Raw genomic sequence first — 20,459 nt, forward strand, 5'->3', positions numbered from 1 at the left:
TATAATGCGATCCGCCTAACCCATACGGGTTGGGCGGATCCGTTGTACTGAAAAGCCCCATGACCCAGCCAGCAACCGGCCAGTACCCCTGCGTTATCGCCGTCGATGATGACGTGACCATGCGTGAACTGATCTCGCGTTATTTGACGCAAGCTGGGTTCTCCGTGGTTCCGTGTTCCTGCGGAGCCGAGATGTGGGCTGCTTTGGCCGCCTATCCGCCCGGTCTGGTCCTGCTCGATATCGAATTGGCGGGCGAGGATGGTTTGGCCCTGGCGGAAGAGCTGCGCGCCAAATATGGATTTGGTTTGCCCGTCGTCATGCTGACCGGCGTCGAGGAAGGCGCGGCCAAGGCCATGGCCTATGATGTCGGGGCCGATGATTATCTGACCAAGCCCTGCGATTGGCGACGTTTGGTCGCCATCGTCAGCCGGTTCGTCTCCGCCGCCGTTTCCTGATATAACAGGGTGCGGGAAACCCCCGTCATTCCCGCGAAGGCGGGAATCCATGCGTCAACTCCTCAGTTTCGTATGGCTAAAGCCCCACCTCGCATCAACATGGACCCCCGCCTGCGCGGGGGTGACGATAAAAAGGGGGCGAGAACGCGTTTTTCCGCCGCCTAATCAAAGTCCTCATCCCAGAGCGTTGTTGATCAGATACTGCGCAATGTCGGTCGGCTTGACCTTGAGCGTCTTGGGCTCCTGGTTGGTTTCCAGGGCGATGCGGATGCGCATGGAGTTCTCCACCTTGACGAGATCCACCTTCACCAGCCCCTGCGCCCCCTTGATCTTGGGGTAGTAGTTGGGGTCCACCAGCTTTTCCTTGCGGGCGAGGCGTTCCAGCAGGGATTGCTCGGTGACGCCCTCGGCGTCCTGGGTCTTGATCAACTCCCAGTCGGTGACCCCGGCCAATCCGGCGGCCAGCATCTCCGCCGCGTCGCCGTCTTCAAGGAAGCCGATCTTATAGACCGTGTTCTTGCCCAGGCCCACATCGGCGCCCCAGGTTTGCAGCGCCTTGCTCTTGGCGACGTAGATGGTTCCCATGACGAACTCCCATGACGGTGGCGTTTCGACTACAGGTAACACGCCGCTTAGACCAGGGGAATTTGTTACCGGCCTACTTTGGAATAGGCGCGGGGCATTGGTATCAATGCCCGGATTTGCGCGACTTTCGGGTGTTCCCCCTATTGTGGCCGACGGGAAATTGCCTTAGATCAAGCCCGACGTGGGGGGAGAATATCGAATTATGCTTGCCGTCAGCGCATTCACCGAATCACGGAACAGCCTGTTGAGGTGTGGCGCCTGCCGCTATTTCACCCATGAGCGCTGCTGCAATTCCACCGCGCGGCTGGACGGCGAGGACCAAAAGACCGGCGAATGCCCGTATTTCCGCTTCGCGCAGTCCCACGCCCCAACCTTCTACTGACGCCGTCTTCCATCGCCGTCCGACCAATGAAAAAGGCCCGGAGTTTCCTCCGGGCCTTAATCTTTTCCCCACCAGGGGAAGCGCGATTAGCGCTTCGAGAACTGGGTGGAACGGCGAGCCTTGTGCTTGCCGTACTTCTTGCGCTCGACCACGCGGGGATCGCGGGTGAGGAAGCCGCCTGCCTTCAGCGCCGGGCGCAGGCCCGGATCGAAGAAGGTCAGCGCGCGGCTGATGCCGTGACGCAGGGCGCCGGCCTGACCGGACAGGCCGCCGCCGGTGACGGTGCAGTTCACGTCGAACTGACCTTCGACCCGGGCGGTCTGGAACGGCTGGTTGATGATCATGCGCAGCACCGGACGAGCAAAGTACACCGGCAATTCGCGGCCGTTGACGATGATCTTGCCGGAACCGGGCTTCACCCAGACGCGGGCGACGGCGTTCTTGCGCTTGCCGGTGGCATAGGCACGGCCCTGGGCATCGACCTTACGGACATGCACGGGGGCCTGGGCCGGGGTCGAGGCCTTCAGATCGGCCAAGCTGGAGAGATCGGCCATGGGACTACCTCTTATTCTTCGGGTTCAGCGCGCCGACATCCAGCGCGGCGGGCGCCTGGGCCTCGTGCGGATGGGCGGAGCCGGCATAGACGCGCAGGTTCTTCATCTGCTGACGGCCGAGCGGACCACGGGTGATCATGCGCTCGACGGCCTTTTCGATGACCCGCTCGGGGAAGCGGCCGGTCAGCAGCTGACCCATGGTGCGGTCCTTGATGCCGCCGGGATGGCCGGTATGCCAGTAGAAGCGCTTGTCGGCGAGCTTGTTGCCGGTCAGCTTGACCTTCTCGGCATTGACGACGATGACGTTGTCGCCCATGTCCACATGCGGGGTGTAGGTCGGAAGATGCTTACCGCGCAGCCGCATCGAGATGATGGTGGCAAGGCGGCCAAGCACGACGCCGTCCGCGTCGATCACAACCCACTTCTTTTCAACTTCGGACGGTTTGGCGTTATAGGTCTTCATGGCACCCACGGCAAAACCAGTTGGCGTCGCCGAGGCTTATCCCCGGCGTCGAGGGCGCGGAGTATGCCACAGGGGGCTTTTCTGTCAATGATAAATAACATCAATAAAAACAATACGTTACAAATGCGGTATTATAATACCTCCGCTGGAGTCCATGGATTTAGCCACTTTGCCGACAACGGTCACGATGGTGCATTAAATGAGATTCCTGGCTGAATCGCCATATGCGTGAGACTCCGCGTGGTCCGGGCGATCCGCTGGCTGTCCCTCGCCACGTGCTTCATGCCTCCACGGTTCGACTGACCCCGCGCCCGCGTATGGGCGTGTGCCGGATGCTGGGGCCACGGGTGAAGGCGGCTCTGGTCACGATCAGAGCCTTAACTCCCCATCCAGAAGTCGCCGCCAGGATGCCCCCCAAGGCGGCCAAGGGCTGGGGGAGGACGAAGAGGGACAGCAGGATCAGGGACAAGCCCGCCAGTCCCACCGCGCGGAGAGCAAGAGCGGTGGACGAGCCCAGACATTCAAGGGTGCCTGCGGGGGCCTTGCTGTCGAGCAATCCTTGGCCATAGGCACGCCAAGTCATCGCGCGGGCCAGACCCGCAACCAGAGCGGTTGTAATCCAGGCGGCGGATGGCTCGCCGCCAAGCGCCAGAAACGCACCGGTTCCCTCGGCCAATCCTATGGCGATGATGAAAGGCACGATCTCCGGCTGCTTCCAGGCGGGAATGCCGCGCGACGCTTTCAGGATGCGGGCCTGGCAATAGAGAAATCCCCCGGCCAGGACCATGACGGCGACCAGCAAGGCGGGATAGCCGGTCGCGACGAAGCCCAGGGTGCAAAACGCCAGGGGCGCCGCCAAGATCCCTTCGCGGGTCATCCACGAGGTTTGGGGATGGAAGAAGACATTCAGCGCCCGCCAGGGCTTGCCGATTTCCAGCCAGACCAGCGACAATCCGGCCATGACGAAACCCATGCCGACCAGAAGGGGAATGGTCACCTCAAGCCCCGCCAAACCGGCGGCGGCAGAAATCATGAGAAGCCCGGTTCCGGTGCCGCCACCGATGAAATTGCCCGCCGCCCGCAGATCCCAGAACCCCTGCCGTTTGGCCAAAGCGATCTGTCTCATAGCGCCCCCTTGTCCCAGAGATAGTAAAACCCCGGCCCGGTTCCCTCGTCCTCGTGCATTCGGAACCACTGGTTCTCGGCCACCAGCTTGGAGACGGCGCTGTCCGGGGCGTGGATGTCGCCGAACCGCAATGCCCCCGATAGGCAGGAATTGACGCAAGCCGGCGTGGCTTCCGGATGGATGCCAGGGACTTTGCCGGCCTTGGTGCCGGCATCGATGCGGTCGATGCAGAAGGTGCACTTGGTGACGACGCCGATCTTGGACGGGTCGAAGCGCAGCTGTTCCGAGGCCACGGAAGATGGGCCATAGGCGAATTCGGCCTTGTCCACCTTGTAGCGAGCCTCGTAGGGGCACGAGATGGCGCAATAGCCGCAGCCGATACAGATGTCGTAGTCGATGGTCACCAGGCCGTCGGCGCGTTTGCCCGTGGCGGTGGAGGGACAGACCTCCATGCAGGGGGGTTCGTCGCAATGCTGGCAACCGGTGGGCAGGAAGACCCGGCTGACTTCGGGATACTCTCCTGCTTCAATGTCCAGCACCCGGCGCCATTGGACGCCGGGCGGCGTTCCATTGGCTTCCTTGCACGACGCGGTGCAGGTCTGGCACCCGACGCAGCGGCGCAGGTCGGCCACCATGATGTAGCGGGTCATGAGGGGACTCCTGCAAGTATGCGCCCGGATCCGGCATAGAGCACATGGCCGCCTCCACGGGCGAAGCCGACCAGGGTCACATTCAGGCTGTCGGCCATGCGGATGGCCAGGGCGGTCGGCGCGCTGATGGCGGCCAGAATGCCGATGCCGACGGCGGCGGATTTCTGCACCATCTCGTAGCTGGCGCGGCTGGTGACCACGGCGGCCCCATGGCCTGGATCCATCCCTGCCCGCACCAGGGCTCCGATCAGCTTATCCAGGGCGTTGTGGCGTCCGACATCTTCGCGGATCAGGGCCAACGGGCCGTCAGCCAAAGCCCATCCGGCGGCGTGGGTCGCCCCGGTCAGGCGCTGCAGCGGTTGGTTGGCGCCCAGATCGCGAAACGCGGCATGCAGGGCGGGGGCGGAGATGGTCCCGCTCGCCCTCACCGGAGGAACGGGGCGGAATACCTGCCCCAGATTTTCGGCGCCGCACAGGCCGCAGCCGGTTCTCCCGGCCATGGTGCGGCGCACCTGCTTCAGGCGGTGGAACGAGGCGGCGGCCACGGTGAGGCGCAGCACGATACCCTCGCAGGTGGCCTGCTCCTCCACCTCCAGCAGGTCGCGGGGCCGCTCGATGATGCCCTCGGTCAGGCTGAAGCCCAGGGCGAAGTCCTCCAGATCGGTGGGAGAGGCCAGCATCACCGCGTGGGAAACGCCGTTGAACTCCAGGCAGATCGGCACTTCGGCGGCGGCCAGGTCGTGGTCTTGGACGACTTCGCCGTTCCGCCAACGCTCCACCCGCACGGTTTCCACCGCTGGGCCATTGGCGGGGGCGACCATCATGGCGTTCATGGGGTGCCTCCCTCGTCCTGGCCCAGGGGGCCGTCGACCTTGGCCAGCGCCACGCGCACCAGATCGGCGCCCGAACCGGTGGCGTCGGTGAGCTCCAAGGACATCTGGGTGATACTGTTCAGGGACGGGAAGTTCAGATCCTTGGCGAAGGGGGTCTTCCAATGCTGGAACTGGCCGGGTATGACCACCGTGTCGGGGCGGCAGCCCTGGACCAGGGCGGCACGGCCCCGCGTGCGCCCTACCACCGAGGAGACCTCGACCCAGTCGTCCTGCTTGATTCCCAGTCGCTTGGCGGACGAGGCGTTGATGATCACCGATCCGTGACCGCGCAGATTGCCCGCCACTTCGTTCATCAAGGGGATGCCTGCGTTGTTGCCGGTGGTATAGGGCATGGTCTTGGTGGTGATGCCCCAGAAGGGGAAGTCGTCGGCCTTGGCTCCGGCCCTCTCCACCGCGCTTACCCAGCGGCCAGGGACGTCGTGCCAGCGGGGAATGCCCTGGTATTCTTCCAGTTGCTCGTCCCACCAGAAGATACCGGCTTCGTGCAGGCGGCGGCCCAACTCCTCGCCGACTCGCATCAGGCGTTCCTGATAGGGGAGCTCGTAGCGGAGCTGTTGCTCCTCCATGGCGGTATGCAGGTACCAGTCCTCGCGGGCGAAGGGCTGCATGAAGAAGCCATGCTCCTTCATCCAATCCAGGCCGTGCATCTCGACACCTCCGGTGGCGCCAGCCGTGGCGGCCTTGCACACCCTGTCCCAGATGGTATCCACCTCGTGGACCTCGTCCTCGGGCAGCGAGACGTCGTAGCCCTCTCCCTTCAGCGGGACCAGGGCGAAGCCCTTGTTGATGGCGCGGTTATATTCGGCCAACAGGCCGGTTCGCCGCGCCAACTCACCTGTGATCCAGGTGAAGTCGCGGGCGTCGCCCTGCGGTGATACCGCCGGCTGGCGCAAGACGAATCCCTGGTGCGCCCAATGTTGCTCGACGAATTTGGAACCGCCGGCTCGGATCAGCTGGGTGCTTTCCAGGTCGGTCGCCTCGGGAAGCAGGATATCGGCCATGTGGTTGGTTTCGTCCATGGTATAGGCGAAACACACAACGAAGGGCATCTTGGCCATGTTGGCCGACAACTGCGCCGTGTCCCAAAACGACACGGCCGGATTGGTGCGATAGGCGATCCAGACGTCGGGAGGCAGCGGCGGCTCGAAACCCTCGGGCGAGTCTTTCATGAACATCCAGGCCAGATGAGTAGGGCCCAGGGCCTGCGCCCAGCTGGAATCACCGACGATGGGGATCAAGGTGGTGTGGGCGTTGCGGCCCTTGGGCTTTTCGGCCCAGCCGCCCTTTCGCGTCGAGTTCATCTGGGCGACCATGAAGCCGTCCTCGCCGGGCTTGACGCTTTTCAGCCGGTTCTCGTAGGGGCGGTTGAGGCGCACCGTGGTGCCGAGCGTGCCGCCATGGACCTCCAGCGCGCCGACCAGGGTCGCGAGCACGGTTCGCGCCCAGCAGCATTCATAGGCCCCCCAGCCGTTGTTCACCGTCTTGCCCAGCGTTACCGCCACCGGCCGATGGGGAAGAATCTTGCCGTTAATCTCTACCGTCTGCCCAACACAGGCGCTGTCCAGGAACTCGTTGGCGATCCGGCGCATGGTCGCGGCGGGGACGTCGCAGACCGCCTCGGCCCATTCCGGGGTGTAGGTGGCCATGCCCTCGGCCAGCATCTGGAAGCCGGTTCTCGCCTTCGCGTTCTCGCAGATTGCCGTCTCGCCGTCGGGAAGCTTCGACATCGCGCGAATGACGGTGAAATCACCTTCCAGGGCCGGAACGGCACCGGGATGGTCGTGGGGGACCGGCCCGCCTCTGACGGTATCCCACACCAGCGGCTTGGCCGTTGCCTCGTCGCGCAGATACCAGCCATCGTCGCCCACAAGATAGGGCGACGCGGTGCGGTCGCGCAGGAAGTCCAGGTCCAGCTTGGACCTGGGCGCTTCGTGCAGCATTACGTTGAGCAAGGCGAACATGAAGGCAGGATCGGTCTTGGGACGAATAGGCACCCATTCCGCCGAGCAGGCCCCGGTGGGCGAAAGATGAGGTTCGATCTGGACCCGCTTGATGCCGCGAATACGGGCATCGGCGTGGCGGCGCACGGCGCAGGGGCCGCCCGACACCTCCACATTGGTGCCGAAGGAGAGGATGTAATCGGCGCTGGGCGTGTCGGCGGCCACGGTGAAGGCGCGGTGCCAGTATTCGCCATACAGATGCTCGGAATGAACGCATTTCACGCCCTGGCCTGAGCCGAAGCTGAAATCGATGGGGCCCCAGGCGGCCAACAGGCAGGGCAGGGTACCCATGTAATTGGCCGGTGTGCCGCCATGGCCAAAGGTCGCGGCCAGGCGAGGCATGCCCTGTTCGTTCAGCAGTCCCACGTCGCGCAAGTCGCGCAGTTTCCCGGCCACCAGATCCAGGGCCTCGTCCCAGGAGATCGCCACGAATCCGGGATCCTCGTTTCGTCCCTTCTTGGGGTTGGTCCGCTTCATGGGGGTGAGGATTCGGTTGGGGTTATAGGTCTTTTGCACCAACCCATAGGCCTTGACGCAAGGACGTCCATCGGCGGGGTGAATGCCTATGCCCTTGTGGTTTGGTTCGACGGAAACCGCGACGCCATCCTCGACCGTGACGCACATGAGGTCGGGGCCTGCGACACAATTGTAACAATAGGTCGGCACCGATTTTTTCGCGCTGGAAAGCCTATCTCGCATGGTTACGACTCCTCCCCGCGCTCGTTGGCGCACTGCATTTTTTAACGTCATAATGCATTTTTTACGGAAGAGTCAAAAAATTTGCATCACAATTCGCAAAGCCGCGCCCTGGCACGGACGAATGAGGCCGTCTCGTCGGGCGACGAGGGAGGGCGTGATGAAGCGGAGAGCATTCGTTGGTACGGCTCTGGGGCAGCCACCGTGCAATAGAGGCGCCGCGGGCCAATGCCTAGGCGGCGGTGGATGGCTGCTTCTTGGGAAAGGCCACGAAGAAGGTGCTTCCCTCGTCCGCCTTGGACTCGACCCAGATGCGGCCGCCATGATGTTCGGCGATCTTGCGGCATACCGCGAGGCCGATGCCGGTCCCTTCGTATTGATCACGGGTGACCAGTCTTTGGAAGATGCCGAAGACGCGCTGCAAGTCGTCAGGCCCGATGCCGATGCCGTTGTCCTTGACGGCAAGAATCCATTCCGTCCCGCCGTCGCTGCTGGTGACCTCGACCCTTGGCATTCGGTCGGGGGCGCAGTACTTGATGGCGTTGCCGATCAGGTTCTGGAACAGCCTGACCAGTTCCAAGCGGTCGCCATGAATGGTCGGCAGGTTCGGCGCGATGGTGACCGCGGCGCCCAATTCGGAAACGGCGACTTCCAGATGGCGGGAGCTGTCGGCCAAGACCTCGTTGAGATTCATGGGCTCTTGCGGAGCGTCCTGACGGCCGATTCGTGAATATTCCAGCAGATCGACGATCATGCGGTCCAGTCGCTTGGCGCCTTCGATGGCGAAGCCGAAAAAGGTCCGGGTATCGTCATTGAGGCTGGGGCCAAGGGTCTTGAACAGCATGCCGAGATAGCCGCTGATCATGCGCAGCGGTTGCCGCAGATCGTGGGAGGCGACATAGGCGAACTGCTCCAGTTCCTGATTGGAGCGGTGCAATTCGTTGACCAGATTGGCCAACCTGGCCTCGTTCAGCTTTTGCTGGGTGATGTCGGTCTTGATGGCCAAATAGTTGGTAACCACGCCCTCAACGTTCTGGATGGGCTGGATCGAGGCCAGTTCCCAATACAACTCGCCGTTCTTGCGGCGGTTGATCAGTTCGCCCTCCCACTTCTCCCCCGCCGACAGCGCTGACCACATGGAGTCGTAAGTCTCGACCGGCGTCAGATCGGATTTGAGGATGCGGGGATTGCGTCCAATGGCTTCCTCGGCGCTGTAGCCGGTGACTTTCATGAACTCGGCATTGACGTACTGGATATGGGCCGACAGATCGGTGATGACGATGGAGGCCGGGCTTTGCTCAACCGCGCGATTGAGCATGTTCATGCGATGGGCGGTTTCGACCGCGGCCGTTATATTGGTGCCGGTGCCGCGATATCCGGCGAAAGACCCATCGGGATGAAAGCGCGGGATGCCGCTGACCTTGATCCAGCATGGCCGTCCGTCACCGTCTTCCAGCCAGTATTTGAAGTCGCGGAACGGGCGTCGAGCGGTCAGATCGGCGATATGCGCCTGCCATTGCTGCGAATCGATTTCCATTCTTTCGCTGGCCACGTCCCATCGCCGCTTACCCACCAGTCGCTGCGGCGATACGCCCAGCACGGTCTGGAATTCGTCGGATACCCAGGTGAAACGTTGTTCCGTGTCCGTTTCCCAGAACCAATCGGCGATGGTTTCGGAGAATTCACGGTGGCGCTTTTCGCTGACTTTCAGCAGCTCGATCTCCGCCCTCAGGCGGTGAATCTCCATCAACGCGTCTTGAAGGGTGTCAGCATTGCCAATCATCGGGCCGCCAACTCCATGTGCAAGTGCATCGCCGCGAATCGTCCAATCGAGGTTTGGATCGGTAGCGGGATACGGCCGATCACCCGCCGAACTATAATCGGCTTCCATGTCGAGTTCACGCCCAAAGGTGGGGAAAGAATATTTGAATGCGAATCATGACGCGCTCATTGAGTGGGGCTATAATCGAGCATTGTGATTTTTGAGGGGCGTCATGAAAGCGATTCTGATTCTCTGCCTTCTGGCCCTGGGCGGCTGCATGTTGCCGTCGGCCGACCAGCCGGCCCATTTCGCCCGCATGGGACGGTTCATGGGGCTGATCGCCAATTGCGGCTGCTCGGATATCTCGGTCGATCGCATGCGGGCCGATTTCGGCCAAGCGCTGGGCGGGCGCTATTCCGCCGCCGAGATCAAGGCCATGAAAGGCTATGTGGATCTGGGCGCGGCGGAGCAATGGCAGAACATGCCGCTGGTCTGCGGAGAGGTATGTTCGCAGCGCTGCATGGTGCAGTCGGTGGTCGAGCCTCTGGGGGGGCGCGGCATGGGCGAGAAAGCGTGCCTGGTGAACGAGCGCGATCTCCATCTGACCGACGGCAATCAGTTCGACATGCCGGGCGGCACCCAGAATTGAGTCACCTGCGTTTGCCTCTTGTTTACCATTCGTTGATGCATGGGATGGACCACGGTTACGCCTATGCATTAGACTGGGTCATAGGACTAAAGAATTAGAAGGCGGTTTGGGTGCAATTTGGGGAATGCGCGATGATCGACCCGTTGGGAGGTCGTTTGATCAAGCTGCCTGGCCGTAACGCTGGTTGGGGGGGCGATCAGATATTGAAGCAGTCGTCATTCCTGCCGCAGCTTACGGTTTGGCGGCAGAATAAGGACCGGCTCCAGGTCTTGCTGGTGGAGGATGAGCCGGGCGATGCCCGTTTGGTCGAGTTCGCCCTTAGGATGTCCAGTTCCCCCATATTCGAGGTCACCCACGTTTCGTCCTTGGGCGCGGCCGTCGCGTGCATTGAAAGCGGCGCCGAGGTCGATGTCATTCTGCTTGACCTCAGCTTGCCGGATTCCTCGGGCATCTCCACGGTTTCTCGGATGCAGGAAGCGGCGCCCAAGACGCCGCTGGTGATCATGACCGGCATGGATGATCCGCGCTTTGCCGCCTATGCCCTGGAAGTGGGCGCCCAGGACTACCTGATCAAGAGCGACGACCCCGAGAAGACCGTCAGCCGCGCCATCCGCTATGCCATTTCCCGCATGGCCAGCCAGATCGAGCGCCAAGTCCTGATCGAGCGCATTTCAGAGCAGCAACGTCACCTGATCGAGGAAGTGGCCGCGGCGCGGCGCATGCAGTTCGACCTGTTGCCGCGGTCCGAGCGAGTCGATCCGCGTTTGGCGGAAATGGCCATCGAGGTGGAGGCCTTCTTCGAACCGTCGTCGGGCATCGGCGGCGATTTGTGGGGCTGTCTCGATTGCGGCGAAAACCGCATGAGCTTTTATAGCTTCGACTTCAGCGGCCATGGCATCGGGGCCGCCCTCAACGTCTTTCGACTGCACGCCTTGATCAGCGACCATTGGGATCCCAGGCTGAAGCCCGGCTTCATGCTGAAGATCCTGGGAATGGCCCTGCGGGGATTGCTGGGGCGCGGCCAGTTCGCCACCATGTTTCTGTGCACCATCGATACGGCGCGGGGCGAGATTGAATGGGCCTCGGCGGGCGCGCCCGCGCCTCTGCTTCTGCATAAGGGCGAGTTCCGCTTGTTGGATGCGACAGGGGTGCCGCTGGGGCTTAGCCGAACGCCCGAATATTCCGAACATCGCGAGGAATTCCCACCGGGAGCCAGCCTGCTGATGTACAGCGACGCCATCACCGACGCCTTGGTGAGCGACGATCAGACCTTCGGCGAGGACGGGCTTTGCGCGTTGGTGCGAGACATTCTCGCAAAGACCGGCGAACTGAGCGTGGGGCAGTTGATCGAAGGACTCGATTCCCGGGTGCGGACTCCGTTGGAGGACGATCTGACCGCCGTCTGCATTCGTCGGCTGGGAGGGCGACCATGATCCATTCGGCACCTCCCCCATCTGAAGTCTTTTCCATTTGTCGGCCGGTTCGACCGCTTGGCTTGGCGGTGGACGGGCCGGTAAGCGAAGATTTGGCCGACCAATGCGCCGCGCTTGGCCTGCTGATCGGTACGCCCGACGCGGTGCATGCGGATGAACGGTTACTGTCGGGCATCGCCAGCGACGATTCCATCCGGCGGGGGATTGGGGGCGATTTCAGCGGGTTCGTGGAATTGGGCGACGAAGGACTGCTGGGGGTCGGCCTGCGGTGTTTCGAGACCGTTCGGTCCGGGGGACTGGCCATATCGCTCAAGACTCGATCGGCCTATGCCCTGCCCACACTGGACATCGTTTGCGATGCGCTGCGAGACTGCATGGGGTTGGCGCCCGGTGAAAGGGCCGATCTCATCGGCATTTGCCTCGGCGAGGCCATCAGTAACGCGGTCATGCATGGCAATCTTGAGGTTCCCGCCCATTTGCGGGTTAATTCCGAGGGCTTTCAGCGGTTTCGCCAGATTATGCACGAGCGGTTGAACGACCCGGTTCTTGCGTGCCGACGCGTCGAGATTAATATCCTTCCACGCGGCCATGATTTCATAGCGGTCATGGTGTCGGATCAGGGGGCGGGCTTTAATTTCGCCGAGCATTTGAACCATACGGTGGATTCCGAGGCGAAGAGTGGCCGAGGTCTGGGATTGATCAGCCGGATTTGCGCCTCGCTGCTGGCCGAGGACGGCGGCCGCACGCTGACCATGACCTTCGCCCGCTGACGGCGGAATTTTGATGGCGCAGGATTGGCGCCCTTGGACTCTAGGATGAGGAGAAAATTATGCAGTTTCGAGTGAGAGATGACGGCGCCAGTGTCCATGTGGCGTTGGAGGGGCAGCTCAATTTCGCCGCCAACGAGGACTTCCAGGTGCTGCTGGGGCAGTTGGCGAGCCATAAGAACAAGAAGGTGGTCTTTGATATGACGGGCCTCAGCCATATCGATTCGGTCGGCCTTGGTCTGCTCTATATCGCCCGCGAGGACATGGCGGAAGGCGGCGCGAGCATCGTTCTCGCCCATCCCCGCGACAACGTCCTGCGGATGTTGCAACTGACCGAAGCGCACAAGACCTTCGAGATCCAGCGCTAACCTTGGCGGAAGAGGGGCGGAACGGCATGTCCATCGGCATTTGGCAGAACCTCAGCTTGCGCCGACGGTTCATGGTCGTCGTCGGCCTTGGCGTCATCGTCATGGCCACGCTGATCGTGGTGTTCATCGCCCGGTTCGAGGAACAGGCCATGGAGCGCAAGCTCCATGAACTCAGCGTCAACGAGATGACGTCGCTGCATGCGCTGATCCTCAATGTCATGGCCACCCGCCCCGAGGATGCCGACAATATCGGCATCAAGGTGTTCAACAAGTGGTTCGACAGCCGCAACATCCACTATGCAGGCAAGGTTTGGAGCGTCTGGGGGCCGAAGGTCGCCGCCCATATGAAGGATGTCGAGCCGGACCGCGCACCGAAAATTCCCCAAGACGACATCGACCGCGAGGCATTGGAAACCGGCAAGGCCGTCGGGCGGATGACCGGCGGATTCTACCGCTACGCCATGCCCATCGTCCTTGGGGTCACCGACGGCGCCAAGGAAGAGGTGTGTTATGCCTGTCACGGCGGTATGGGCATGAAGGATGGCGAGGTCATCGCCGTCCTGTCCTCGTCCCTGTCCAACGCCCAGGAGAAAAGCGAGCTGAACAAGGTTCTGATGGGCCTGATCGTCGCCGGACTGGGGGCAACGGTGATCGGCGTTCTGGGCATTCGCACCATTCTCACCAGTGTCATCACCCGGCCCATCGGGCACATGACGGCGCTGATGGCCAAGCTGGCGGATGGCGACACCACGGTCGAGATCGATGCCGTCGACCGCCGGGACGAAGTGGGCGACATGGCCCGCACCGTTCAGGTGTTCAAGGAGCACATGCTGGAAGGCGACCGCTTGCGCGAGTCCCAGGAAGAGGAGCGATTGCGCTCGGCTCAGGAACGCGACGAGGCCATGCGCAAGATGGCCGACAACTTCGAAACCACCGTCAAGGCCAAGGTGGCCGAGGTGGAGGCCTCGACGGCCGGTATTCGCGGCACCGCCCAATCCATGGCCAACCGCTCGGAAAAGAGCGGCGGACGCTCGCTGGAAGTGGGCGAGGCGGCTGAAATCACCACCGAACGCGCCGCCGCCGTGTCGGAAGCGACGCGCCAATTGGCGCTGTCCATCAACGAAATCGCGAAGCAGGTGGATCACTCCAGCCGCATCGCCCAGAAAGCGGTGGAAGACGTCAACGGCACCGCCAGTCAAATGACCGACCTGTCCCAGGCGGTGGCCGCCATCGGCAATGTGGTCCAGTTGATCAACGATATCGCGGCCCAGACCAATCTGCTGGCGCTGAACGCCACCATCGAGGCGGCGCGGGCAGGAGAAGCGGGCAAGGGCTTTGCCGTGGTCGCCAACGAGGTCAAGCATCTGGCCAATCAGACCGCGAAGGCCACCGAGGAAATCTCGGCCCAGGTCTCCGCCGTCCAGGGCTCGACCGAGGAGATGACCGCCAGCATTCAGTCGGTGGTGGAAATCATCCGTAACATCGATGGCATTTCCAGCGCCATCGCCAGCGCCGTGCAGCAGCAGGAAGCCACCACCCACGACATCGCCTCCAATATCGACGAGGTCGCCCATCAGGCCGGCGAGGTGTCGCGCAGCGTCACCCATTTGTCCAAGGCTTCGGCCATGAGCTGCGCCGGCACGGTGCGGGTGATCTGGAGCGCCAAGACCCTGGCGAATGTGGTGAGCGATCTCAGCCGCGAAGCCGAGCATTTCCTGGTATCCGTGCGCAAGGCGTGACACCGATACAGCACCGGAATTTGTCGCCGATTCGGAAATAGGGTGAAGACCTGAGGCTGTCGGCGCGCTAGTATGTCTTTCGATGGCTTTCATATTCAGGGCTGACACTGGTCAGAGCATCAGGGAGAAGCCATGGGCTCGTGGCGGGTGTGGCTGTTGACGTTGACGCTTGCCCTTTGGGCAGGTGCGTCGTCGCATGCCGCGTGTACAGGAAAGCCGACCAATCCTGCCGATCTCGGGCAGTGCTCCGCCGCCGCCACGAACGGCGATGCGGTGGCCGCCCTGCTGTTGGGCGACGCCATGGCCGATATCGCAGGCCGCCTCTATGATCCGGTGGCCGCGCTGAGTTGGTGGGACCAGGCAGCCTCGGGCGGCAGTGCCGTCGCGTTGCGCCGATTGTTCGATGCTCACTGGTATGGCCGCGGCATCGCCAGGGATCCCGACAAGGCACGTCAATACGTCGATCGGGCGGCGGCGGAAGGCGCGCCTTGGGCTCGGCTGCTCAGGGCTCTGTTGCTGGAAGCGGATCATCCCGGCGATGCCGCCGACGCCTATAACGCCTTGGCCGCCGACGGCAATTGTCTGGCTCAACTCAGGCTGGCCCATGGCCATGATCGCGGCGGCTGGCTGGAAAAGAATCATGCCCAGGCGCTGTATTGGGCGCTGGTGGCCGCCGCCAATGCCCGCGTTCCCGGTCGCGCCGAGGGGCACCCGATGTTCGAAAGTCGCTTCCATTACGGTGATTGCGCCACCGAGTCCTACTTCTTCAAGGCGGAAATGGCCAAATCCATGGCTGCCGACCTGAAATCGAAGGTGGAGACCTCCGCCGCCGCCTGGCGGCCGGGCCGTCTGCCCGATCGCCAAGGGCCGGTCGAGGTTGCCGCCGCCTTGGGCGTTGCCCCGGCCGGTCAAGGCGCGGCGGCGACGGGTGCGGCCAAGATGCCGCCCTGGCAGCCCCTGGCCGCCTCGCTCCGACGGAGCCCAGGCCGTGCCCAGGTGGGAGCGGAAGATGTGTTCGCCACCGTCGGCCGTGCCGTCCATGTGGTGGTGGCGGCTCGCAACGAGGATGACGTGAAGGCCAATCGCGTCCGCTACGGCTCGGCCGTCGCCATGGACGAGCGGACGCTGGTCACCAATTGCCACGTCATCGACGAAATGCCGGTCATTTGGCTGCGCAAGGGCAATCTGGCGGTGAAGGCCACGCCCGCCGGGGGAGACGGCGACACCGACCGGTGTCTGCTCAGCGTTTCGCCGGGGCGGTTGTCGGCGGTTCCCGGGGTGCGGGCATGGGAGGATCTCAAGGTTGGCGAGACCGTCTATTCCATCGGCTCGCCGAAAGGGCTCGAAGCGACCTTGGGCCAGGGACTGGTCTCGGGCCTGCGGACCATCAAGGGAGTCCGCTATGTCCAGACATCGGCGCCCATTTCGGCCGGGTCGTCGGGGGGCGGTCTGTTTGACTCCGCTGGCAATCTGGTGGGAATCACCACCTTCCACCTGCGCGATGCCGAAGGGTTGAATTTCGCCATCGCCATCGAGGAATATTTCCGCTGATCAAACGTCCTTGCCGGACTCGCCGACTGGGGGGGCGCCTCTCAGGCTGAGGCTGTCCGTTTTGCCGCTGGGTCCGGCCAGACTGGGGGCGGGGGGAATTCTGGCGGGGAAGAACGGGCTCTCCGGCTCGATGGCGCTGGCGAAGGAATTGGCCAAGACCGCGGCGGGCGCCGCCGCGGCGCTGGCGATGGCGGCCACCGCCTTGGTGGTCGGGGTTTCCTCGGTCGCGGCGATATAGACCGAGGACGCGGCTTCCGGTTCCGGCCGGGGCAGGGGACGCGGCGCCATGGCGGCGGCGAGAACGGGCTGGGTGGCGCTGGCGTGATCCTCGCCCAGCGCCGTCTTGAAGCGCGCCTGGACCGTCTTGTAAAGCCCCGCCACCGTGCTTGCCTTGCGGAAGACGTCGGGATTGGCGCGGGCGGCGTCGGGCAGCAGCGTGCGGGCGGAGTGGCGCGGATTATCCTCCATGCCCTCGATGACGCGGGCGGCGCCGGTGGCCCCAAGGAAGTGGGCGAGATAGAGGTCGGATGCAGTGGCGGCGCGCCCCAGGCGCTTTTCCAGCACCTGGGCGTTGTCCTTGGCGAATTCGGCCGCCATCATGGACGACAGCTTCGGATCCTTGCGTAGGTCGAGGATGGCCTTCTTCATGGCCTTGTCCTTGACGTCCCATTTGCCGTCGGCGCCCTTGACGATGGCATCGGCCTCTTTTTCCAGCCCGTGCTCGGCGCCATGGCGCTTGACCATGTCCAGCCAGGTGGGGGTGGTGAACTGGAACAGCCCGGCGGCGGAAGACCGGGTGTTGCGGGCATGGGGATTCAATCCGCTTTCCTGGGTGGCCTGGGCCAGCAGGTAATTGAAGGAGACGCCGGTGCTGTCGGCCGCTTCGCGGATGCCCGAAACGACTCGGCCGCCCTTGGACGGCTCGGAGGATTGGGGGGTGACGATGTCGGTGGCAGGGCTTTGCATGGGACGCCTCGACTTCAACGCTCAGGGCGAACCATAGCAGATAAAAGTTACCAAGAATCGACTCGTCGACGATGATTCATGATCGTGCGCATCGCACCGCGAAAACGCCTTGATCCATGGCGACTCTTTCTCTTGACGGGGGGAGGCGGGATAAATAGGATGCCGCCTTCCTGGGGGACCGGTGCGCGGCCGTTGGTCGTTCGCCGATGCCACGGGGACCATGAGACAATAATTTCAACGCCGAACGGGTCGGCGATCGAAGCCCGAAGAAAGCCCCGGTAGGATGCTACCGGCGGGTTTTTTTTCTTGGTTACGTCGATTTCGTGTGAAGGGAAAGTGACTGAATGCCCACGATCAATCAATTGATCCGTAAGCCGCGCCAGCCAGTGGCGGCGCGCAATAAGGTGCCCGCCATGGAAGCCTGCCCGCAGAAGCGCGGCGTGTGCACCCGCGTCTACACCACGACGCCGAAGAAGCCCAACTCGGCCCTGCGTAAGGTCGCCCGCGTGCGCCTGACCAACGGCTTTGAAGTGACCAGCTATATTCCGGGCGAAGGCCACAACCTTCAGGAACACTCGGTGGTGATGATCCGCGGCGGTCGTGTGAAGGATCTGCCGGGCGTTCGCTACCACATCATTCGCGGCACTCTGGATACCCAGGGCGTCAAGGACCGCCGTCAACGTCGTTCGAAGTACGGCGCCAAGCGTCCGAAGTAAGGAGTACACCAGATGTCCCGTCGTCACGCCGCTGAGAAGCGCGAAATCACCCCCGACGCCAAGTTTGGCGACTTCGTGGTTGCCAAGTTCATGAACTGCCTGATGTTGGACGGCAAGAAGTCCGCCGCCGAAGCCATCGTCTATGGCGCTCTGGACAAGATCCAGGCCAAGTCCGGCCAGGATCCGCTGAAGGTCTTCCACGAAGCCCTGGACAACGTCAAGCCGGCCCTGGAAGTGCGTTCGCGTCGCGTCGGCGGCGCCACCTATCAGGTTCCCGTCGAAGTCCGCACCGACCGTCGTCAGGCTCTGGCCATCCGCTGGCTGATCGACTATTCGCGCAAGCGGTCCGAGACCACCATGATCGACCGCCTGTCCGGTGAACTGCTGGACGCCGCCAACAATCGCGGAGCCGCCGTGAAGAAGCGTGAGGACACGCATCGCATGGCCGAGGCCAACAAGGCCTTCTCGCATTATCGTTGGTAACCTCGAGCTTCGAGTAGATACATAAAATGGCACGCACGACGTCCCTCGATCGGTATCGCAATATCGGCATCATGGCCCACATCGATGCCGGCAAGACCACGACCACCGAACGCATCCTCTACTACACCGGCAAGTCCTATAAGATCGGCGAAGTGCACGAAGGCACCGCCACCATGGACTGGATGGAGCAGGAGCAGGAGCGCGGCATCACCATCACTTCCGCCGCGACCACCGCGTTCTGGCGTGATCACCGCGTCAACATCATCGACACCCCCGGCCACGTGGACTTCACCATCGAGGTGGAGCGTTCGCTCCGCGTGCTCGACGGCGCCGTGACCGTGTTCGACTCGGTGGCCGGCGTCGAGCCGCAGTCCGAGACGGTGTGGCGTCAGGCCGACAAATACGCCGTGCCGCGTATTTGCTTCGTCAATAAGATGGACCGCATCGGCGCCAACTTCTATCGCTGCGTCGACATGATCGTCGACCGCCTGGGCGCCCGCCCCATGGTGCTGCATCTGCCCATCGGCGAGGAAAGCAACTATGCCGGTCTGGTGGATCTGGTGCGCAACACCGCCGTGATCTGGAAAGACGAGAGCCTGGGCGCCGAGTTCGAGGATCGTCCCATCCCCGCCGATCTGGTCGAGAAGGCCGCCGAATATCGTCAGGCCCTCATCGAGATGGCCGTCGAGATGGACGATGCCGCCATGGAAGCCTATCTCGAAGGCACCGAGCCCGATGAGGAGACGCTGAAGAAGTGTATCCGTAAGGGCACCATCGCCATGACCTTCGTGCCGGTTCTGTGCGGTTCCGCCTTCAAGAACAAGGGCGTGCAGCCGCTGCTGGACGCCGTGGTCGATTATCTGCCCTGTCCCCTCGACATCCCCGCCATCAAGGGTGTCAAGTACGGCACCGAGGACGAGATCGCCAAGCACGCCACCGACGACGAGCCCTTCGCCGGTCTGGCCTTCAAGATCATGAACGACCCCTTCGTCGGTTCGCTGACCTTCGTGCGCGTCTATTCGGGCGTGGTCGAATCGGGCAGCTATATTCAGAACACCGTGAAGGACAAGCGCGAGCGCGTCGGCCGCATGCTGCTGATGCACGCCAATTCGCGTGAGGAAATCAAGGAAGCCCGCGCCGGTGACATCGTCGCCTTCGCCGGTCTCAAGGATACCACCACCGGTGACACCCTGTGCGATCCGACCCCCAGCTCGCTGGTGGTGCTCGAGCGCATGGAGTTCCCCGAGCCGGTCATCGAAGTCGCCGTGGAGCCCAAGTCCAAGGCCGACCAGGAGAAGATGGGCGTCGCCCTGGCTCGCCTGGCCGCCGAGGATCCCTCGTTCCGTGTGACCTCGGATGCCGAATCCGGCCAGACCGTGATCAAGGGCATGGGCGAACTCCATCTGGAAATCCTCGTGGACCGCATGAAGCGCGAGTTCAAGGTGGAAGCCAATGTGGGCGCGCCGCAGGTGGCCTATCGCGAGACCATTTCCAAGGTCTACGAGTGCGATTACACCCACAAGAAGCAGACCGGCGGTTCGGGCCAGTTCGCCCGCGTCAAGATCAAGTTCGAGCCGGGCGAGACCGGAACGGGCTATGTCTTCGAGAACAAGGTCGTCGGCGGTTCGGTTCCCAAGGAATACGTCCCCGGCGTCGATAAGGGCATTCGCTCCGCCAAGGACAACGGCGTCATCGCCGGGTTCCCCTTGATCGACTTCAAGGCCACCTTGATCGACGGCGCCTATCACGACGTCGACTCCTCGGTGCTCGCCTTCGAAATCGCGTCGCGCGCCGCCTTCCGTGAAGGCATCGCCAAGGCCGGTCCGAAGCTGCTGGAGCCGATGATGAAGGTGGAAGTCGTCACCCCCGAGGATTACCTCGGCGACGTGATCGGCGACCTCAACAGCCGTCGCGGTCAGGTCAACGACATGGATCAGCGCGGCAATGCCCGCGTGGTGACCGCCATGGTGCCGCTGGCCAACATGTTCGGCTATGTGAACACCCTGCGTTCCATGTCCCAGGGCCGGGCGCAGTACAGCATGACTTTCGACCACTATTCGGATGTGCCCCAGAACGTGTCGGACGAAATCCGCGCGAAGCTGGCTGGTTAAATTCGACGTTATTCGAGACCGGAGTAAGAAACGATGGCTAAGGCTAAATTCGAGCGGAACAAGCCGCATTGCAATATCGGCACCATTGGTCACGTTGACCACGGCAAGAC

At 62.8% G+C, this 20,459-nt stretch carries 20 protein-coding genes; 11 read left to right on the forward strand and 9 right to left on the reverse strand.

Features of this window, described 5'->3' with window-relative positions:
• Positions 1-59: 59 nt before the first annotated feature.
• Positions 60-455: a response regulator transcription factor gene (locus tag CU669_RS17235; RefSeq protein WP_112146838.1), complete on the forward strand. Its 396-nt coding sequence runs from the start codon at positions 60-62 to the stop codon at positions 453-455.
• Positions 456-629: 174 nt separating this feature from the next.
• Here the strand turns inward: CU669_RS17235 and CU669_RS17240 are convergent, their stop codons facing one another.
• Positions 630-1,040, reverse strand: coding sequence for a hypothetical protein (locus CU669_RS17240; RefSeq protein ID WP_112146839.1), 411 nt, complete (start codon positions 1,038-1,040; stop codon positions 630-632).
• A 202-nt stretch (positions 1,041-1,242) separates the two neighbouring features.
• Between CU669_RS17240 and CU669_RS17245 the strand changes: the two genes are divergently transcribed.
• Complete coding sequence (locus tag CU669_RS17245; RefSeq protein WP_112146840.1) at positions 1,243-1,422, forward strand: hypothetical protein; 180 nt, start codon at positions 1,243-1,245, stop codon at positions 1,420-1,422.
• A gap of 86 nt (positions 1,423-1,508) precedes the next feature.
• Here the strand turns inward: CU669_RS17245 and rpsI are convergent, their stop codons facing one another.
• From rpsI to CU669_RS17280, 7 genes are all read right to left on the reverse strand, one after another.
• Entirely contained in the window at positions 1,509-1,976 is a 468-nt protein-coding gene (gene rpsI, locus CU669_RS17250; protein ID WP_112146841.1) for a 30S ribosomal protein S9, read from the reverse strand.
• A gap of 4 nt (positions 1,977-1,980) precedes the next feature.
• Positions 1,981-2,439 (reverse strand): 50S ribosomal protein L13, encoded by a 459-nt coding sequence (rplM, locus tag CU669_RS17255; RefSeq protein WP_112146842.1) that lies wholly within the window; start codon positions 2,437-2,439, stop codon positions 1,981-1,983.
• Positions 2,440-2,719: 280 nt separating this feature from the next.
• On the reverse strand, positions 2,720-3,565 hold the full coding sequence (nrfD, locus tag CU669_RS17260) for an NrfD/PsrC family molybdoenzyme membrane anchor subunit (RefSeq protein ID WP_112146843.1): 846 nt from the start codon (positions 3,563-3,565) through the stop codon (positions 2,720-2,722).
• The gene (locus tag CU669_RS17265; protein ID WP_112146844.1) at positions 3,562-4,215 is read right to left on the reverse strand and encodes a 4Fe-4S dicluster domain-containing protein; all 654 of its coding nucleotides are present in this window, start codon (positions 4,213-4,215) and stop codon (positions 3,562-3,564) included. Before CU669_RS17265 ends, nrfD begins: the two co-directional genes overlap by 4 nt.
• Positions 4,212-5,048 (reverse strand): formate dehydrogenase accessory sulfurtransferase FdhD, encoded by an 837-nt coding sequence (gene fdhD, locus CU669_RS17270; RefSeq protein WP_205119491.1) that lies wholly within the window; start codon positions 5,046-5,048, stop codon positions 4,212-4,214. Before fdhD ends, CU669_RS17265 begins: the two co-directional genes overlap by 4 nt.
• Positions 5,045-7,807: a molybdopterin-dependent oxidoreductase gene (locus CU669_RS17275; RefSeq protein ID WP_112146845.1), complete on the reverse strand. Its 2,763-nt coding sequence runs from the start codon at positions 7,805-7,807 to the stop codon at positions 5,045-5,047. The genes fdhD and CU669_RS17275 overlap by 4 nt, the downstream gene beginning before the upstream one ends.
• A gap of 229 nt (positions 7,808-8,036) precedes the next feature.
• Positions 8,037-9,587: a sensor histidine kinase gene (locus CU669_RS17280; protein ID WP_239988761.1), complete on the reverse strand. Its 1,551-nt coding sequence runs from the start codon at positions 9,585-9,587 to the stop codon at positions 8,037-8,039.
• 211 nt (positions 9,588-9,798) lie between these two features.
• On the opposite strand from CU669_RS17280, the gene CU669_RS17285 reads away from it, so the two are divergent.
• From CU669_RS17285 to CU669_RS17310, 6 genes are all read left to right on the forward strand, one after another.
• Positions 9,799-10,215 (forward strand): hypothetical protein, encoded by a 417-nt coding sequence (locus CU669_RS17285; RefSeq protein WP_112146847.1) that lies wholly within the window; start codon positions 9,799-9,801, stop codon positions 10,213-10,215.
• A 131-nt stretch (positions 10,216-10,346) separates the two neighbouring features.
• The gene (locus CU669_RS17290) at positions 10,347-11,648 is read left to right on the forward strand and encodes a PP2C family protein-serine/threonine phosphatase (RefSeq protein WP_112146848.1); all 1,302 of its coding nucleotides are present in this window, start codon (positions 10,347-10,349) and stop codon (positions 11,646-11,648) included.
• A complete protein-coding gene (locus CU669_RS17295) occupies positions 11,645-12,418 on the forward strand; it encodes an ATP-binding protein (protein ID WP_112146849.1) in 774 nt (257 codons plus the stop codon). Before CU669_RS17290 ends, CU669_RS17295 begins: the two co-directional genes overlap by 4 nt.
• Before the next feature lie 59 nt (positions 12,419-12,477).
• A complete protein-coding gene (locus tag CU669_RS17300; RefSeq protein WP_112146850.1) occupies positions 12,478-12,783 on the forward strand; it encodes an STAS domain-containing protein in 306 nt (101 codons plus the stop codon).
• A gap of 26 nt (positions 12,784-12,809) precedes the next feature.
• The gene (locus CU669_RS17305; protein ID WP_112146851.1) at positions 12,810-14,522 is read left to right on the forward strand and encodes a methyl-accepting chemotaxis protein; all 1,713 of its coding nucleotides are present in this window, start codon (positions 12,810-12,812) and stop codon (positions 14,520-14,522) included.
• 132 nt (positions 14,523-14,654) lie between these two features.
• Positions 14,655-16,073, forward strand: coding sequence for a trypsin-like peptidase domain-containing protein (locus CU669_RS17310; RefSeq protein WP_112146852.1), 1,419 nt, complete (start codon positions 14,655-14,657; stop codon positions 16,071-16,073).
• Here the strand turns inward: CU669_RS17310 and CU669_RS17315 are convergent, their stop codons facing one another.
• A complete protein-coding gene (locus CU669_RS17315) occupies positions 16,074-17,039 on the reverse strand; it encodes a transglycosylase SLT domain-containing protein (RefSeq protein WP_112146853.1) in 966 nt (321 codons plus the stop codon).
• A gap of 344 nt (positions 17,040-17,383) precedes the next feature.
• Between CU669_RS17315 and rpsL the strand changes: the two genes are divergently transcribed.
• From rpsL to fusA, 3 genes are read left to right on the forward strand one after another with little or no spacing between them, the layout of a single operon-like run.
• A complete protein-coding gene (gene rpsL / locus CU669_RS17320; protein ID WP_008620996.1) occupies positions 17,384-17,755 on the forward strand; it encodes a 30S ribosomal protein S12 in 372 nt (123 codons plus the stop codon).
• A 12-nt stretch (positions 17,756-17,767) separates the two neighbouring features.
• Entirely contained in the window at positions 17,768-18,238 is a 471-nt protein-coding gene (gene rpsG / locus CU669_RS17325) for a 30S ribosomal protein S7 (protein ID WP_112146854.1), read from the forward strand.
• Between the two features lie 26 nt (positions 18,239-18,264).
• Positions 18,265-20,349: an elongation factor G gene (gene fusA, locus CU669_RS17330; protein ID WP_112146855.1), complete on the forward strand. Its 2,085-nt coding sequence runs from the start codon at positions 18,265-18,267 to the stop codon at positions 20,347-20,349.
• Positions 20,350-20,459 lie beyond the last annotated feature (110 nt).

Source organism: Paramagnetospirillum kuznetsovii (genome assembly GCF_003284725.1).
In the GTDB taxonomy this organism is placed as follows: domain Bacteria; phylum Pseudomonadota; class Alphaproteobacteria; order Rhodospirillales; family Magnetospirillaceae; genus Phaeospirillum; species Phaeospirillum kuznetsovii.

What these genes read in the sequence shown, in the direction of transcription:
- CU669_RS17310 (WP_112146852.1), top strand. Translation starts at nt 14,655, where the DNA reads ATGGGCTCGTGGCGGGTGTGGCTGTTGACGTTGACGCTTGCCCTTTGG.
- fdhD (WP_205119491.1), bottom strand. Translation starts at nt 5,048, where the DNA reads ATGAACGCCATGATGGTCGCCCCCGCCAATGGCCCAGCGGTGGAAACC.
- CU669_RS17285 (WP_112146847.1), top strand. Translation starts at nt 9,799, where the DNA reads ATGAAAGCGATTCTGATTCTCTGCCTTCTGGCCCTGGGCGGCTGCATG.
- CU669_RS17295 (WP_112146849.1), top strand. Translation starts at nt 11,645, where the DNA reads ATGATCCATTCGGCACCTCCCCCATCTGAAGTCTTTTCCATTTGTCGG.
- CU669_RS17265 (WP_112146844.1), bottom strand. Translation starts at nt 4,215, where the DNA reads ATGACCCGCTACATCATGGTGGCCGACCTGCGCCGCTGCGTCGGGTGC.
- CU669_RS17305 (WP_112146851.1), top strand. Translation starts at nt 12,810, where the DNA reads ATGTCCATCGGCATTTGGCAGAACCTCAGCTTGCGCCGACGGTTCATG.
- CU669_RS17240 (WP_112146839.1), bottom strand. Translation starts at nt 1,040, where the DNA reads ATGGGAACCATCTACGTCGCCAAGAGCAAGGCGCTGCAAACCTGGGGC.
- rpsI (WP_112146841.1), bottom strand. Translation starts at nt 1,976, where the DNA reads ATGGCCGATCTCTCCAGCTTGGCCGATCTGAAGGCCTCGACCCCGGCC.
- CU669_RS17315 (WP_112146853.1), bottom strand. Translation starts at nt 17,039, where the DNA reads ATGCAAAGCCCTGCCACCGACATCGTCACCCCCCAATCCTCCGAGCCG.
- CU669_RS17290 (WP_112146848.1), top strand. Translation starts at nt 10,347, where the DNA reads ATGATCGACCCGTTGGGAGGTCGTTTGATCAAGCTGCCTGGCCGTAAC.
- CU669_RS17275 (WP_112146845.1), bottom strand. Translation starts at nt 7,807, where the DNA reads ATGCGAGATAGGCTTTCCAGCGCGAAAAAATCGGTGCCGACCTATTGT.
- CU669_RS17300 (WP_112146850.1), top strand. Translation starts at nt 12,478, where the DNA reads ATGCAGTTTCGAGTGAGAGATGACGGCGCCAGTGTCCATGTGGCGTTG.
- CU669_RS17280 (WP_239988761.1), bottom strand. Translation starts at nt 9,587, where the DNA reads ATGATTGGCAATGCTGACACCCTTCAAGACGCGTTGATGGAGATTCAC.
- fusA (WP_112146855.1), top strand. Translation starts at nt 18,265, where the DNA reads ATGGCACGCACGACGTCCCTCGATCGGTATCGCAATATCGGCATCATG.
- rpsG (WP_112146854.1), top strand. Translation starts at nt 17,768, where the DNA reads ATGTCCCGTCGTCACGCCGCTGAGAAGCGCGAAATCACCCCCGACGCC.
- CU669_RS17235 (WP_112146838.1), top strand. Translation starts at nt 60, where the DNA reads ATGACCCAGCCAGCAACCGGCCAGTACCCCTGCGTTATCGCCGTCGAT.
- CU669_RS17245 (WP_112146840.1), top strand. Translation starts at nt 1,243, where the DNA reads ATGCTTGCCGTCAGCGCATTCACCGAATCACGGAACAGCCTGTTGAGG.
- rplM (WP_112146842.1), bottom strand. Translation starts at nt 2,439, where the DNA reads ATGAAGACCTATAACGCCAAACCGTCCGAAGTTGAAAAGAAGTGGGTT.
- rpsL (WP_008620996.1), top strand. Translation starts at nt 17,384, where the DNA reads ATGCCCACGATCAATCAATTGATCCGTAAGCCGCGCCAGCCAGTGGCG.
- nrfD (WP_112146843.1), bottom strand. Translation starts at nt 3,565, where the DNA reads ATGAGACAGATCGCTTTGGCCAAACGGCAGGGGTTCTGGGATCTGCGG.